Raw genomic sequence first — 15,665 nt, forward strand, 5'->3', positions numbered from 1 at the left:
CGCCCTTACTTATTCGTGAAGATCGTGCGCGCGAGGACATTCAATCCCAGCACCGCGAGCGTGATCAGGAAGACGCCGGCCCACGCGAGTGATTGCCACTGCGCGAACGGGCTCATCGCAAACTTGTAGATCGTGACCGGCAGGTTCGCGACCGGTTGGCCCATGTCCCATGAGAAGAACTGATTGGACAGCGCCGTGAACAGCAGCGGCGCGGTTTCGCCGGCAATCCGTGCGACGCCGAGCAGCACGCCGGTGACGATACCTGCAATGGAAGCCTTCAGCGTGATCGACAGCACCATCTTCCACTTCGGCGTGCCGAGCGCGAAGGCCGCTTCACGCAGCGCGTTCGGCACCAGCTTCAGCATGTTTTCGGTGGTGCGGATCACGATCGGAATCTGCAGCAGTGCGAGCGCGAACACGCCGGCCCAGCCGCTGAAGTGACCCATCTTCGCCACCACCAACGCGTAGACGAACAGACCGACCACGATCGACGGCGCCGACAACAGAATGTCGTTGATGAAGCGCGTGAGGCTGGCAAACCAGCCCTTCTGACCGTATTCGGCGAGATAGACGCCGGCGAGAATCCCGATCGGCGTGCCGACGAACGTGGCAAGGCCAACCAGCATCAAGCTGCCGACGATCGCGTTGGCGAGACCGCCGCCATCGGTGTTCGGCGGCGGCGTCGACTGCGTGAACAGCTCAATCGACAAACCACCGATCCCGAGACGCAGCGTCGTATAGAGAATCCACACGAGCCACAGCAGGCCGAACGCCATCGCGGCGAGCGACATGGTCAGCGCAACGGCGTTCTTGAAGCGGCGACGTCCTTGCAGACGCACGCGCATGGCTTCGAGCGCGACGGCGTCGTGCGAACCCGGCATATTCAGAGTGGGCTGGCTCATTTCGCGCCCTCCCCTTTTTCGAGGCGAAGCAGCATGAACTTGGAGATGGCCAGCACGATGAAAGTAATCACGAACAGGATCAGGCCGAGCTCCATCAGCGCCGACGTATGCAGGCCCGGATCCGCTTCCGCGAATTCGTTGGCGAGCGCCGACGTGATGCTGTTACCCGGCGAAAACAGCGAGACGTTATCGAGCAGATTGGTGTTGCCGATCACGAACGTGACCGCCATCGTCTCGCCGAGCGCACGGCCGAGGCCGAGCATCACGCCGCCGATCACGCCGCTCTTGGTGAAGGGCAGCACGATCTTCCACATCACTTCCCACGTCGTGCAGCCGATGCCGTATGCCGATTCCTTCAGCAGCACCGGCGTGACTTCGAACACGTCGCGCATGACCGACGCGATGTACGGAATGATCATGATTGCGAGAATCACGCCCGCGCACAGAATGCCGATCCCGATCGGCGCGCCCTGAAACAGCGCACCCACGAACGGAATGCCGCCGAGCACGGTGCCGAGCGGCTTTTCGAACCACTCCGCGAAGATCGGCGCGAACACCAGCAGCCCCCACATGCCGTACACGATCGACGGAATCGCGGCGAGCAGTTCGATCGCGATACCGAGCGGACGACGCAGCCAGGCCGGCGCGAGTTCGGTCAGAAAGAGCGCGATGCCGAAGCTGACGGGCACCGCGATGATGAGAGCAATGAGGGAAGTGGCAATCGTGCCGTAGATCGGCACCAGTGCGCCGAACTGCTTGCTGGGTGGATCCCAGTCCGCGGTCCACAGAAAGCTGAGACCGAATTGTTTGATCGACGGCATGGACGCGACGATCAGCGAAACGATGATGCCGCCGAGCAGCAATAGCGTGATGATGGCGGCGAGGCGCGCGAGGCCGCCGAAGATCACGTCGCCGGCACGGCTGGGCGCTTTCTGCTGCGAGGCGCTGCCGGGCGGGGTCGAGCGCGAGGCGCCGGACGCTAATTGGATATCGGACATGAGAGCCTGATGGACCTGTTTCCAGTTGCCGTTCGACACTTGTCGTGCGGCGGTAATGCCGGTTATGCGGGGTCAATGCCATTGGCCGTCCTCAACCGGGGACGGCCAATGTGTGGCGAGAAGCGCGTGCCTCTCGCGTCGCTTACTGTCGCTTACTCGGCGATTGCCTTGCCCGAAGCGTCTTTCACTTTCGACTTCCATTGCGAACGGATTTCAGCCGTCACCGAATCCGGCAGCGAGATGTAGTCCAGATCGTTTGCAGCCTGGGTGCCGTTCTTGAACGCCCAGTCGAAGAACTTCAGCGTTTCCGTGCCTTGCGCCGGCTTGTCCTGCGCCGTGTGCAGCAGCACGAACGTTGCGCCGACGATCGGCCATGCGTCCTTGCCCGGCTCGTTCGTCAGGATCTGATAGAACGACTTCGACCAGTCAGCACCGGCTGCCGCTGCCTTGAACGTTTCCGTCTTCGGCTCGACCACTGCGCCCGTCGAATTCTTCATCGCCACGTACGTCATGTGGTTCTGCTTGGCGTACGCCCATTCCACATAGCCGATTGCGCCCGGCAGACGTTGCACGAAGGCTGCGACGCCGTCGTTGCCCTTGCCGCCCGTACCCGTCGGCCAGCTGACCGTTGCGCCTTCACCGACCTTCGACTTCCAGTCTGCGTTAACCTTCGACAGGTAGTTCGTCCAGATGAACGTGGTGCCCGAACCGTCGGCGCGGCGAACCACGGCGATGTCCGTATCCGGCAGCTTGACCTTCGGGTTCAACGCGACGATTGCCGGGTCATTCCATTTCTTGATCTTGCCCAGGTAGATGTCGCCGAGCACTTCGCCCGACAGCGTCAATTCACCGGCCTTCACGCCCGGCACGTTGATCGCCGGCACCACGCCGCCAACCACCGTCGGGAACTGGAACAGACCTGCCTTCGCGAGTTCGTCGTCCTTCAGGGGAGCGTCCGAGCCGGCGAAATCAACCGTCTTCGCTTCGATCTGCTTGATACCGCCCGACGAACCGATGCCCTGGTAGTTGACTTTGCCGCCGCCGGTTTTCTGATAGGCGTCAGCCCACTTCGTGTAAATCGGTGCTGCGAAGGTGCTGCCCGCGCCGGTGATGTCTGCGGCTTGCGCTGCGATCGCGAAAAGCGCGCCAGCGACGCCAGCGAACACGGTTTGCATCAATTTCATGAGACTCTCCAAGGTGTGAGCGGTGTGAGCGAATAACACGAACACCGCGAAGCTTAGGGTCTCTTTGTGACAGTAACGTGACTTACCGTGAAACAGATGTGACAGTAGGATTACGAGGGTGAAAGGCGTTTTGACGGACAAAATGCCGATTTGACGGAATTGCCGACGCCGTTCTGAAGATTAGGCGATAAAGATGGGGCGCGAACGTTTGCGTGCGGGTTTTGGGTTTGGGTTTGGGTTTTGCTTTTTTGATTTTTTTGCTGCAGGGGGTCCGCTGGATTGTCTGGCGGTAAACGGTCAGCGGCGGGGCGACCTCTCGATCGCCCCGCCGCTGTTCGACACATCCGAAATTTAGGCCGTTGCCTGCTTGACCGCGCCGGCAATCGCTTCCGCGTGACGGATCGCGTCATCGGCATGCTCGGCTTCCACCATCACGCGCAGCACCGGTTCCGTACCGGATGCGCGAATCAGCACGCGGCCGCGGCCATGCAGCGCCTCCTCGGCATGACCGATCGCGCGACGGATCGCGTCGCTGCCCTTCCAGTCCGCGTCGGGCTTCATCCGCACGTTGATCAGCTTTTGCGGGAACAGCGTCACGCCGTCGAGCAGATCGGCGAGCGTCTGCTCGCTGCGCTTCATCGCGGCCAGCACGAGCAACGCAGAGACAATGCCGTCGCCGGTCGAATGGCGGTCAAGGGAGAGAATATGGCCGGAGCCTTCCGCTCCGAGTTGCCAGCCGTGCTCGCGCAACTGCTCGAGCACGTAGCGGTCGCCCACCGCGGCGCGGACGAACTTCACACCGTCTCGTTGCAGCGCGACTTCAACCGCCATGTTGGTCATCAAGGTGCCGACCGCGCCTTCCACCTTGCCCTCTGTCGCGACGCGATCCTTGACCAGCACGTACAGCAATTCGTCGCCGTTATACAGGCGGCCGGCTGCGTCGACGATCTGCAGACGGTCGGCGTCGCCGTCGAGCGCAATGCCGAGGTCGGCGTGGTTCGCGCGCACCGCGCGCACCAGCGCGTCCGGCGCGGTCGCGCCGACGCCGTCGTTGATGTTGAAGCCGTTCGGCGAGACGCCGATCGGAATCACGTCCGCGCCGAGTTCGTGGAACACGTGCGGTGCGATGTCGTAGGCGGCGCCGTGCGCACAATCCACCACCAGCTTCAGCCCGCGCAGGTCGAACGCGGCCGGGAACGTGCTCTTGCAGAACTCGATGTAGCGGCCGGCGGCGTCGTCGAGACGTCGCGCCTTGCCGAGTTGCTCGGAAGCCGCGCAGGAGAGCGGCAGATCGAGCTGCTCTTCGATCTGCAATTCCACTTCGTCGGGCAGCTTGTTGCCGTCGGCGGAGAAGAATTTGATGCCGTTGTCGTAGTACGGATTGTGCGATGCGCTGATCACCACGCCCGCGGCGAGCCGCAACGCGCGCGTCAGGTAGGCGACACCGGGAGTCGGCATCGGGCCGGCCAGCATCACGTCGACGCCTGCCGCCGAGAAACCCGCTTCCAGCGCGGCTTCGAGCATGTAGCCCGACACCCGCGTGTCTTTGCCGATCAGCACGGTCGGCCGGGCGCCGCTCTTAGCCCAGCGGTCCGCGCCCGCGAGCACCTTGCCGGCAGCGTAGCCGAGCCGCAACACAAACTCCGGCGTAATCGGGCCTTCGCCGACCTTGCCTCGAATCCCATCCGTTCCAAAATAACGACGTGCCATGTTTTATCTTCCTCCTTGGCTTTTTTCAGGTTCTAGCCTGCGGGCGGCTTACCGCCGCATCGCGCATGGCTGCCCACACTTTCAATGCATCCACTGTTTGCGCGACATCATGCACGCGCAGAATCGCGGCGCCCCGCTCGGCGGCACACACCGCCGCGGCGACGCTGCCGGCGACGCGCTCCGGCGCCGGACGCCCAATCACCGCGCCGACCATCGACTTACGCGACATGCCCGCGAGAATCGGATACGGCGGCTTGGCCCGCGGCGCCGTGTCCTGCAGATGCGCGAGCAAAGTGTAGTTGTGTTCGATGACCGCTTTACCGAAGCCGAAGCCCGGATCCACGCTGATACGCGCGCGCGCGACGCCTGCTTGCGTCAACGCGGCCACACGTTCCTCGAGAAACTGCCGGACTTCGCCGATTACATCATCGTAGACAGGCTCGCCGAGCTGCATGGTTTGCGGCTCGCCGAACATATGCATTACACATAGGCCACAGTTGCTGTCGCGTACCGCGTCGATGGCGCCGGACATGCGGAAGCCCCAGATGTCGTTGATCAGATCGGCGCCTGCGCTCAACGCATGGCGCATCACTTCGGGCTTGTAGGTGTCGATCGACAACGGCACGTTCGCCGCGCGAAGCTGCTCGACGAGCGGAATCACCCGTTCAAGCTCTTCGTCGAGCGGCACCGGCGGCGCGCCGGGCCGGGTGGACTCGCCACCAATGTCGATGATGTCCGCGCCGTCGAGCAGCATACGCTCGGCCTGGCGCAGCGCGTCGCCGCGCATGGCGTATTGACCACCGTCGGAAAACGAGTCCGGCGTGATGTTTAGAATGCCCATGACCAACGGGCGTTCAAAGGTCAGCTTGAAGCGTCCGCATTGCAGCGGCTCGGGCAACGGAGCGGGAGAAAAATCGACTGTCGACACGTAGCGATGCATTAAATAAAACGAGATAAATGCAAAACGGGCCGGTGTGAAAACACACCGGCCCGCACTTTCTACTTCTGGCTCATCAAGCCGGCGCGGTCGCGCTACCCGGCTTGACCTCGGTGCCCGGGCTGCCGCCCGACGAGGCGTCGCTTGCCGACGGTGTCGAGCTGCTGGTCTTCGGCGAACGCGGCGGAAGACCTGCCATGATGTCGTTGATCTGATCGGCGTCGATCGTTTCCCACTCCATCAAAGCGGCGGTCATGGCTTCGACCTTGTCGCGGTTTTCGTCCAGCAGGCGCTTGGCGAGGTTGTACTGCTCGTCCAGCACGCGACGGATTTCCGCGTCGACCTTTTGCTGCGTCGCTTCCGAAATGGTCCGCGTGAAACCGCGGCCAAACGGCGTGGCGTCGTTTTCGTCGTCGACGTAGACCATCGGTCCGAGCGCGTCCGTCATACCGAAGCGAGCCACCATGGCGCGCGCGGTTTGTGTGGCCTTGTTGAAGTCGTCCGATGCGCCGGTGCTGATCAGGTTCAGGAACAACTCTTCCGCTACGCGACCGCCGAACAGGATCGCCAGACGATCCAGCAGATAGTCTTTCGAGTACGTTTCGTTGTCGTGCTCCGGCAACTGCCACGTCACGCCAAGTGCACGGCCGCGCGGAATGATCGTGACCTTGTGTACAGGATCGGCCTTCGGCAACAACTTGGCAATCACCGCATGACCCGACTCGTGGTAAGCCGTGGCGCGCTTCGACTCTTCGCGGATCACGGCCGACTTACGCTCCGGACCCATGAAGATCTTGTCTTTCGCGTCTTCGAAGTCGTTCATCTCGACGATGCGCTTGCCGCGACGAGCCGCGAACAGTGCCGCTTCGTTCACGAGATTCGCGAGGTCAGCGCCCGAGAAGCCCGGCGTGCCGCGTGCGATCACCGCTGCGTCGACGTCGTTCGAAATCGGCACCTTGCGCAGGTGAACCTTCATGATGTGCTCGCGACCGCGAATGTCCGGCAGACCGACATACACCTGACGGTCGAAACGGCCCGGACGCAGCAGCGCCTTATCGAGCACGTCCGAACGGTTCGTTGCAGCGATCACGATCACGCCGGAGTTCGCTTCGAAGCCGTCCATCTCGACCAGCATCTGGTTCAAGGTCTGTTCGCGCTCGTCGTTACCGCCGCCCATGCCGGCGCCACGATGACGGCCGACCGCGTCGATTTCGTCGATGAACACGATGCACGGTGCGTGCTTCTTGGCCTGCTCGAACATGTCACGCACACGAGCTGCGCCGACACCGACGAACATTTCCACGAAGTCCGAACCCGAGATGCTAAAGAACGGCACTTTCGCTTCGCCGGCGATAGCACGTGCCAGCAGCGTCTTACCGGTTCCCGGTGGGCCGACCAGCAACACGCCGCGTGGAATCCGCCCGCCCAGCTTCTGGAACTTCTGCGGATCGCGCAGAAAGTCGACCAGCTCAGACACTTCTTCTTTCGCTTCGTCGCAACCAGCGACGTCGGTGAAATTGATTGCGTTGTTGTTTTCGTCGATCAGACGCGCACGGGATTTACCGAACGAGAACGCACCGCCTTTCCCGCCTCCCTGCATCTGTCTCATCATGTAGAACCAGAAACCGATGATCAGGATCGTCGGCCCGAGATAGTACAGCGCCGACACGAGCGCATTCGGTTCGTCGTCAGCCTTGCCGCTCACCTGAACGCCGTACTTCATCAGATCGCCGACCATCCAGATGTCACCGGGCGACACGATCTGGTATTTCTGGCCGTCTGCTGGAGTGACCGTGAGGTTACGCCCCTGGACAATGACGTTCTTGACTTTGCCGGCCTTCGCGTCGTCCATGAACTGCGAATAGGAAACGCCTTCCTGGACACGGGGCTTGTCGAACTGCTTGAACACCGTAAACAGCACCAGTGCGATAACCAGCCACACTGCTGCCTTCGAAAACATATTGTTGTTCAAAGCACCACTCCTTCACTTAGACGGGCGCCTACATTTGCCTTGCGGCACCACGAAAGCATTCTAATCCAGTCCGCAGACCCCTGCCATAAGGTTTCGCTACCACAGAAATAGCGTAGCGGGCATTTACAGCGCCGATTTCCGACGCCATGAAGCCATTATCGGCAGATGCGGATCCGTCCTGCAGCTTCCCTATGCGGGCCGCTTGAGATGCTTACCCAAAATAAACGTTTCTGACGACTTGTCCCGCGACGCTTTCGGCTTGCGGGCCGCCACCACCTTGAACTGTTGCTTGAACTTTTCGACAATCTGGCTGTAACCGCTGCCATGGAAACATTTGACTAAAAGGGCACCATCCGGCTTCAGGTGATTTTGCGAAAATTCCATCGCAAGATCGCACAGATGCTCGATTCGCGCGGCATCCGCCACCGCCACTCCCGACAGGTTGGGCGCCATATCCGAAATTACAAGGTCGACCTGACGTTCTCCGACCAATTCTTCCAGTTGGAGCACCACCGAGTCTTCGCGGAAGTCGCCCAGGATGAAGTGAACGTCGGAAATCGGCTCCATGGGCAGCATGTCCAGCGCGATGATGGTCCCGTCGATGCCGCCCTGACGTTCGGCGTCGCGCTGCGAGCCCTTCGCCAGCTTGTTGCGTGCGTACTGGCTCCAGCTACCCGGCACTGAGCCCAGATCGACGATCACCTGCCCCGGCCGGATCAGCTTGTCCTGTTCGTCGATTTCCTTGAGCTTATAGGCCGCGCGGGCGCGATAGCCCTCCCGCTGCGCCATTTTCACGTACGGATCGTTGATGTGGTCGTGCAGCCACGCGGTATTGAACTTGTTTTTTGCCATTAAACGTTGAACTCTTGCTGCGTCATGTCGCGCTTTAGCGGATAATACGCGGTTAATTCGCGCGGACACCGCCAAAACTGGCTGCCATCCGCGATTCTGATGTTCTGACGCGCCGCCCTGCCGAACCGCCCCGATCGAGCCAATCGAACGACTGGATCGGAAACGCAGGTGCCGCCATTTTAGTCGAGTCTCCCACTTTCCATGTCCGCCCTCAAAGTCTCTACCGACCAACGCGCCGAGTTGCGCTCCCAGGCACATGCGCTCAAACCGGTCGTGCTCGTCGGCGCCGAAGGTTTGACCGACGCTGTGCTGACCGAAATCAAGGTTCACCTGGGCGCGCACCAGTTGATCAAAATCCGCGTGTTCGGCGACGAACGCGAAGAACGCATCGCGATCTACGAAGAAATCTGCGACAAACTGAATGCCGCGCCGATTCAGCATATCGGCAAGCTGCTGGTGATCTGGAAGCCGGAAGCGGCCGAAAAACCCGCAGCGAAGACCAAGCGCGGCGCCCTGCCGAGCGCTCGCGAAGCCGCTGTCGAAGCCAAGCCGGGTAAAGGCCGTGCACCGCGCGTCGTCACCGTGGTGAAGCCCAGCGAAATCCCGATGCGCAAGCCGAAGGCCAAAGCAGTAGTCGTGCGTGGCAATGAGCGCGTCACGCAAGGCGGCAACATCAAGCGCGCCAAGAAGCGCCAAACCAGCGCGAAGCGCGCGCATCAGTCGTCGAAATAAACGGGTGATGTGAGGTGCGGGCGAGGTTCCGCACCTTGGCTTCAATCGGCACAGGTCCCGCTTTCCTGGGCTTGTGCCGACAGCAGCAGCCGTTGAGAATTTAGCAGCGCGATCGTGCAGCACTGCATCGAACAGATTGCGGCTTGTTGAGCACACTACCAGCCAAGCCCGACTCGACCCGCCGCGTGCGCACTAACCGGCGCCGCCGTTATAGCACATCACCGCCGCGCTCAGCCGGCAACCTTTCCCGCCGTATCGCGAGCAGCACCCTGCTCCGCTACTACAATGCCGGCGCCCGCGGGCAGCCTCCACACCAGCGCGACGCCCAGCAGGCTCTCGATCAGATAGAACAGACTCGACACGCCGTGCAGAATGCCAAAGCGAGTCGCGTAAGCCGAATGCCCGACATCTGTGCCCGCCTGCAGCGCGGCAATGCGTATTGCATTCATAAACGGCTGCAACGCGAAGTAGCCCACCAGCACACACACCAGCATGCCGACAATCAGCCAGCGCAACTGGCGATAAGCGTTAGCGCCACGCCGAACCAGCACGTTGGCCAGCCCCAGCAGCAAAATGCCGCACACGGCGCCCAGCACACCCTCGATGCGAAACAGTTGCGCCGCCACCGCGCCGGCCGAAATCCGGTCGAGCGATGTGAATAACACCGGCGCGACCGCATAGCCGATAGTCAGCAGACTACCGACCCAGACCACCGTCAAGAGGCGGAAGAAACGATGCGGCATCAAGGACACCGGAGCCGCTTTCAAACGTAGCTCACCGCGATGATTTCGTATTCGCGCACGCCGCTAGGCGCCTGCACCGAGGCCACGTCGCCTTCGGACTTACCGATCAATGCACGCGCGATCGGCGAGCTGATCGAGATCAGGCCGTGGTCGATGTCCGCTTCGTCGTCGCCGACGATCTGATACTTGACCGGCGCGCCCGAGTCCAGGTCTTCGAGCTCGACCGTCGCGCCAAACACCACGCGGCCGTCCGCGTCAACCAACGCCGGATCGATGACTTGCGCACCGGCCAGCTTCGATTCGATCTCGGCAATGCGGCCTTCGATAAAACCCTGCTTTTCCTTCGCCGCGTCGTATTCCGAGTTTTCCGACAGATCGCCCTGGGCACGCGCTTCGGAGATCGATTTGATCACCGCCGGACGCTCAACCGATTTCAGGCGCTGCAACTCATCGCGCAACATTTCCGCGCCGCGCTTCGTCAATGGAACAGTGCTCATAAACAACTCTATGCAAAAAACAGCCGTAAAAAAAATCACCGCGGTTAAGTGCATTCCGTGGGACGCGGCGACCCGGGCAAAACCCGGACCACAGCACCTGCGGAACGCCGCTTAACCGCGGCACTTACATCTTGGACAGGTATTCGAAGCCTTAGTTTAGGCGAGCGTGCAGCCCTTGTAAATCATAGACTTCGAGGTTCTTCAAATAGCGCAAACCCTCTACCGCGGCACGCGCGCCGGACATCGTCGTGTAGTACGTGACCTTGTTCGCCTGTGCACTCATGCGGATTGAACGCGAGTCGGCGATCGCTGCGCGGGTTTCGTCGACGGTCGTGAACACCAGCGCGATTTCGCCGTTCTTGATCATGTCGACGATGTGCGGACGGCCGTCCTTCACCTTGTTGACGACCTTCACCGGCACACCCGCCGCTTCGATCGCGGCAGCCGTGCCCTTGGTCGCGACGATCGGATAGCCGAGTTCGTGCAGCATGCGTGCGACTTCGACCGCCTTCGGCTTGTCGGCGTCCATCACGGTCAGCAGCACCGTGCCCGTTTCCGGCAGACGCGAACCCGCCGCGAGCTGCGACTTGAACAGCGCTTCGCCGAACGTCTGACCCACGCCCATCACTTCACCGGTGGAGCGCATTTCCGGTCCGAGCACCGGATCGACCGCCGGGAACTTGACGAACGGGAACACAGCTTCTTTCACGCTGAAGTACGGCGGAATGATTTCCTTCGTCACGCCCTGGTCGGCGAGCTTCTGGCCGACCATCGCGCGCGCCGCGATTTTCGCGAGCGGCAGGCTGGTCGCCTTCGACACGTACGGCACCGTACGCGACGCACGCGGATTCACTTCGAGCACGTAGATGACGTCTTCTTTCGAGCCGTCCGCCTGCGGCACCTGTTGAATCGCGAACTGCACGTTCATCAGGCCGATCACGTTCAGCGCCTTCGCCATCGCGCCGGTTTGACGCTTCAATTCAGCGACGGTTTCCGGCGACAGCGAGTACGGCGGCAGCGAGCAAGCCGAGTCGCCCGAGTGGACGCCCGCCTGTTCGATGTGCTCCATCACGCCGCCGATGAACACCGCTTCGCCGTCCGAAATGCAGTCCACGTCGCATTCGATCGCGTCGTTCAGGAAGCGGTCGAGCAGCACCGGCGAATCGTGCGAGACCTTCACGGCTTCGCGCATATAACGCTCGAGGTCGCGCGGCTCGTGAACGATTTCCATCGCGCGGCCGCCGAGCACGTACGACGGACGCACCACCAGCGGATAACCGATTTCGTCGGCGAGCTTGAGCGCTTCGTCTTCCGCGCGCGCGGTGCGGTTCGGCGGCTGGCGCAGGCCGAGGTCCTGCAGCAGCTTCTGGAAACGCTCGCGGTCTTCCGCGGCGTCAATCATGTCCGGCGACGTGCCGACGATCGGCACACCGTTCGCTTCGAGGTCGAGCGCGAGCTTCAACGGCGTCTGACCGCCGTATTGCACGATCACGCCGACCGGCTTTTCCTTGTCGACGATTTCGAGCACGTCTTCGAGCGTCAGCGATTCGAAGTACAGACGGTCGGACGTGTCGTAGTCGGTCGAAACGGTTTCAGGGTTGCAGTTGACCATGATCGTTTCGTAGCCGTCTTCGCGCATGGCGAGCGCGGCGTGCACGCAGCAGTAGTCGAACTCGATACCCTGGCCGATCCGGTTCGGGCCGCCGCCCAGCACCATGATCTTCTTGTTGTTGGTGGGATTCGCTTCGCACTCTTCCTCGTAGGTCGAGTACATATACGCGGTTTTCGTTGCGAACTCGGCCGCGCATGTGTCGACGCGCTTGTACACCGGGCGCACGTTCAGCTCGATACGGCGCTGACGCACTTCCATCGGCTTCGCGCCGACCAGCTTCGCCAGACGGCGATCCGAGAATCCGCTCTGCTTCAGGTACTTCAGCTCTTCCTTCGTGAGGCTCGCGAGCGACCGGCCGCCCAGCGCCTTTTCCTTCAGGATGATCTGTTCGATCTGCGCGAGGAACCACGGGTCGATCGAGGTTTCTTCGAAGATTTCTTCAGCCGTCATGCCGATACGGAACGCGTCGCCGACGTACCAGATACGGTCCGGACCGGCTTCGCCGATCTCGCGGATGATCTCGTCGCGGTTATCGGTCTTTTCGTCCAGACCGTCGACGCCGACTTCCAGACCGCGCAGCGCTTTCTGGAACGATTCCTGGAAGGTGCGGCCAATCGCCATCACTTCGCCGACCGACTTCATCTGCGTGGTCAGGCGCGAATCGGCTTCGCGGAATTTCTCGAACGCGAAACGCGGGATCTTGGTGACGACGTAGTCGATCGTCGGTTCGAACGACGCCGGGGTCTGGCCGCCGGTGATTTCGTTCTTCAACTCGTCCAGCGAGTAGCCGACCGCGAGCTTCGCCGCGATCTTGGCGATCGGGAAGCCGGTCGCCTTCGACGCCAACGCCGACGAACGCGACACGCGCGGATTCATTTCGATCACGACCATGCGGCCGTCTTTCGGATTGATCGAGAACTGTACGTTCGACCCGCCGGTGTCGACGCCGATCTCGCGCAGCACCGCGAGCGACGCGTTACGCAGGATCTGGTATTCCTTGTCGGTCAGCGTTTGCGCCGGCGCGACGGTGATCGAGTCGCCGGTGTGGATGCCCATCGGGTCCAGGTTTTCGATCGAGCAGACGATGATGCAGTTGTCCTTTTTGTCGCGGACCACTTCCATCTCGTACTCTTTCCAGCCGAGCAGCGATTCTTCGATCAGCAGTTCGCGCGTGGGCGACAGGTCCAGACCGCGCTTGCAGATCTCTTCGAACTCGTCGCGGTTGTACGCAATGCCGCCGCCCGAACCGCCCAGCGTGAACGACGGCCGGATCACGACCGGATAGCCGCCGCTGCCCGTCAACACAGCGATTTCCGCCTGCACCTGCAGCGCTTCTTCCATGGAATGCGCGGTGCCCGACTTGGCCGAACCGAGGCCAATCCTGGTCATCGCGTCCTTGAATTTCTGGCGGTCTTCCGCCTTGTCGATGGCTTCCGGCGACGCGCCGATCAGCTCGACCTTGTACTTCTCCAGCACGCCGTGCGCGTGCAGGTCGAGCGCGCAATTCAGCGCGGTCTGGCCGCCCATGGTCGGGAGGATCGCGTCGGGGCGCTCCTTGGCGATGATGCGCTCCACCACTTCCCACGTGATCGGCTCGATGTAGGTGACGTCGGCCGTGTTCGGGTCGGTCATGATCGTCGCCGGATTGCTGTTGACGAGGATGACCTTGTAGCCTTCCTCACGCAGCGCCTTGCATGCCTGCGCGCCCGAGTAATCGAACTCGCACGCCTGGCCGATGATGATCGGACCCGCGCCGATAATGAGAATGCTCTTGATGTCTGTCCGCTTGGGCATAACGCTCTCGCTAAATATTCCTGTGTTCTTTCCGTTGGCGCGCGCCGTTGCTACGTTGCGCGCGCTCTGCTGTGTGCGGTTTGCTTCGCGTTGTTCCGTCTCGCGCTGCAAACCGCGCGCCGCCGGAGCGGCGCGTCACATGCTCCGCTTAAGCCGCAGCGGTCTTGCCGGCCTTCTTCGTGTCCATCAACGCCGTGAAGCGGTCGAACAGATAGGCGATGTCGTGCGGACCGGGCGACGCTTCCGGGTGACCCTGGAAGCAGAACGCCGGCTTGTCCGTCAGCGCGAAACCTTGCAGCGTGCCGTCGAACAGCGAAACGTGCGTGGCGCGCGCGTTGGCGGGCAGCGTGGCGGCGTCGACCGCGAAGCCGTGGTTTTGCGACGTGATCACGACGCGGCCGTCGTCCAGATCTTTCACCGGATGGTTCGCGCCGTGGTGGCCGGTCTTCATCTTCATGGTCTTCGCGCCGACCGCGAGGCCCATGATCTGGTGGCCGAGGCAAATACCGAAGGTCGGAATGCCGCGCTCGATCAGCTCTTTGGTGGCCGCGATCGCGTAGTCGCACGGTTCCGGATCGCCCGGGCCGTTCGACAGGAACACGCCGTCCGGGTTGAGCGCGAGCGCGTCAGCGGCGCTGGCTTGCGCCGGCAGCACGGTGACGTGGCAGCCGCGTTCGGCCAGCATGCGCAGAATGTTGTACTTGACGCCGTAGTCGAACGCGACGACGCGGTACTTCGGCGCCTTCTGCGTGCCGTAGCCCTCGCCCAGACGCCATTCGGTCTGGGTCCATTCGTAGGTTTCCTTCGTCGACACGACCTTCGCGAGGTCCATGCCCGAGAGGCCCGGGAACGAGCGCGCGAGTTCGATGGCCTTGGCTTCGTCGTCGGAACCGGCGAGGATCGCGCCGTTCTGCGCCCCCTTGTCGCGCAGCACGCGGGTCAGCATGCGGGTGTCGAGACCGGCGATGGCGACCACGCCTTCGTCTTTGAGGTATTGCGGGAGCGTGCGCTCCATGCGGAAGTTCGACGCAAGAACCGGCAGATCACGGATGATCAGGCCGGCGGCATGGACTTTCGTGGCTTCGACGTCTTCGGCATTCACGCCGACGTTGCCGATATGCGGATACGTGAGGGTCACGATCTGGCGCGCGTAGCTCGGGTCAGTCAGGATTTCCTGATAGCCGGTGATAGCGGTGTTGAACACGACTTCGCCGATGGTATGCCCGGGGGCGCCGATCGAGTAACCACGAAAGACCGTGCCGTCGGCGAGCGCGAGCAGAGCGGGAGAAAATGACGGCAACACGGGAAACTCCTTGGAGGAACACCCTGTTGCCGACCTGTCTATCCGACTGCGAGCCGCAGCGGAACGCATCCATGAGGATGCACGCGCAGACTCGCTCGCGTACTGCCGTTGACGTTGCAAGGGGCGCGATGGGTCCATTGTGTGGACGGATCGGCTGGGTGCGGGGCCCTTCTTGCTACGCCAGTGGCGCGCGGCGGATGAACGGTATGGGAGAGGTAGGCGCTAGGGTGCGGGTTGATAAGCTCAAACCTTGAAATTATAGCGTGAAACACCCCTTCCCGCCAAATCCGAGATGGCAGGCGCGCCGTGGGAGGCTCGCTTTGAATGCACTCAAAGCCTTGCTGCGTCGGGGTTTGAACCCATCGGACAGAATTTATGCGGCGTAAATCGGGATAGCGCCGGTCAATATGACCGGCCCGCTAAATGCCG

General features: G+C 62.0%; 12 protein-coding genes. 1 reads left to right on the plus strand and 11 read right to left on the minus strand.

The features are described from left to right. Positions 1 to 5: 5 nt before the first annotated feature. The 7 genes from pstA to HWY05_RS12065 form a co-directional block, all read right to left on the minus strand. Positions 6 to 902 carry a phosphate ABC transporter permease PstA gene (gene pstA / locus HWY05_RS12035; RefSeq protein ID WP_035547222.1) on the minus strand — a complete coding sequence of 299 codons (897 nt, stop codon included), beginning with the start codon at positions 900 to 902 and terminating at the stop codon, positions 6 to 8. Further along, positions 899 to 1,900 (minus strand): phosphate ABC transporter permease PstC, encoded by a 1,002-nt coding sequence (gene pstC / locus HWY05_RS12040; protein WP_035547225.1) that lies wholly within the window; start codon positions 1,898 to 1,900, stop codon positions 899 to 901. Before pstC ends, pstA begins: the two co-directional genes overlap by 4 nt. Before the next feature lie 152 nt (positions 1,901 to 2,052). Next, entirely contained in the window at positions 2,053 to 3,084 is a 1,032-nt protein-coding gene (pstS, locus tag HWY05_RS12045; RefSeq protein ID WP_035547226.1) for a phosphate ABC transporter substrate-binding protein PstS, read from the minus strand. A 351-nt stretch (positions 3,085 to 3,435) separates the two neighbouring features. Next, positions 3,436 to 4,794, minus strand: a complete 1,359-nt coding sequence (gene glmM, locus HWY05_RS12050; protein ID WP_176058509.1) for a phosphoglucosamine mutase — start codon at positions 4,792 to 4,794, stop codon at positions 3,436 to 3,438. Between the two features lie 25 nt (positions 4,795 to 4,819). Continuing rightward, the gene (gene folP, locus HWY05_RS12055; protein WP_176058510.1) at positions 4,820 to 5,722 is read right to left on the minus strand and encodes a dihydropteroate synthase; all 903 of its coding nucleotides are present in this window, start codon (positions 5,720 to 5,722) and stop codon (positions 4,820 to 4,822) included. Positions 5,723 to 5,807: 85 nt separating this feature from the next. Then, positions 5,808 to 7,703: an ATP-dependent zinc metalloprotease FtsH gene (ftsH, locus tag HWY05_RS12060; protein ID WP_035547231.1), complete on the minus strand. Its 1,896-nt coding sequence runs from the start codon at positions 7,701 to 7,703 to the stop codon at positions 5,808 to 5,810. A 189-nt stretch (positions 7,704 to 7,892) separates the two neighbouring features. Then, the gene (locus HWY05_RS12065; RefSeq protein WP_035547234.1) at positions 7,893 to 8,555 is read right to left on the minus strand and encodes an RlmE family RNA methyltransferase; all 663 of its coding nucleotides are present in this window, start codon (positions 8,553 to 8,555) and stop codon (positions 7,893 to 7,895) included. A gap of 201 nt (positions 8,556 to 8,756) precedes the next feature. Here HWY05_RS12065 and HWY05_RS12070 point away from each other — a divergent pair, with 201 nt between their 5' ends. Further along, a complete protein-coding gene (locus HWY05_RS12070; protein ID WP_176058511.1) occupies positions 8,757 to 9,287 on the plus strand; it encodes a YhbY family RNA-binding protein in 531 nt (176 codons plus the stop codon). 230 nt (positions 9,288 to 9,517) lie between these two features. Here HWY05_RS12070 and HWY05_RS12075 read toward each other — a convergent pair whose 3' ends face one another. The 4 genes from HWY05_RS12075 to carA all read right to left on the minus strand — a co-directional run bounded on the left by HWY05_RS12075 (position 9,518) and on the right by carA (position 15,236). After that, complete coding sequence (locus tag HWY05_RS12075; protein WP_176058512.1) at positions 9,518 to 10,030, minus strand: DUF4149 domain-containing protein; 513 nt, start codon at positions 10,028 to 10,030, stop codon at positions 9,518 to 9,520. A gap of 20 nt (positions 10,031 to 10,050) precedes the next feature. After that, positions 10,051 to 10,527 (minus strand): transcription elongation factor GreA, encoded by a 477-nt coding sequence (gene greA / locus HWY05_RS12080; RefSeq protein ID WP_035547241.1) that lies wholly within the window; start codon positions 10,525 to 10,527, stop codon positions 10,051 to 10,053. A gap of 151 nt (positions 10,528 to 10,678) precedes the next feature. Further along, positions 10,679 to 13,933, minus strand: coding sequence for a carbamoyl-phosphate synthase large subunit (gene carB, locus HWY05_RS12085; protein WP_035547244.1), 3,255 nt, complete (start codon positions 13,931 to 13,933; stop codon positions 10,679 to 10,681). A gap of 148 nt (positions 13,934 to 14,081) precedes the next feature. Continuing rightward, positions 14,082 to 15,236, minus strand: a complete 1,155-nt coding sequence (carA, locus tag HWY05_RS12090) for a glutamine-hydrolyzing carbamoyl-phosphate synthase small subunit (RefSeq protein ID WP_035547247.1) — start codon at positions 15,234 to 15,236, stop codon at positions 14,082 to 14,084. Positions 15,237 to 15,665: the final 429 nt, after the last annotated feature.

It is taken from the genome of Paraburkholderia sp. BCC1876 (assembly GCF_902833695.1).
GTDB lineage: Bacteria > Pseudomonadota > Gammaproteobacteria > Burkholderiales > Burkholderiaceae > Paraburkholderia.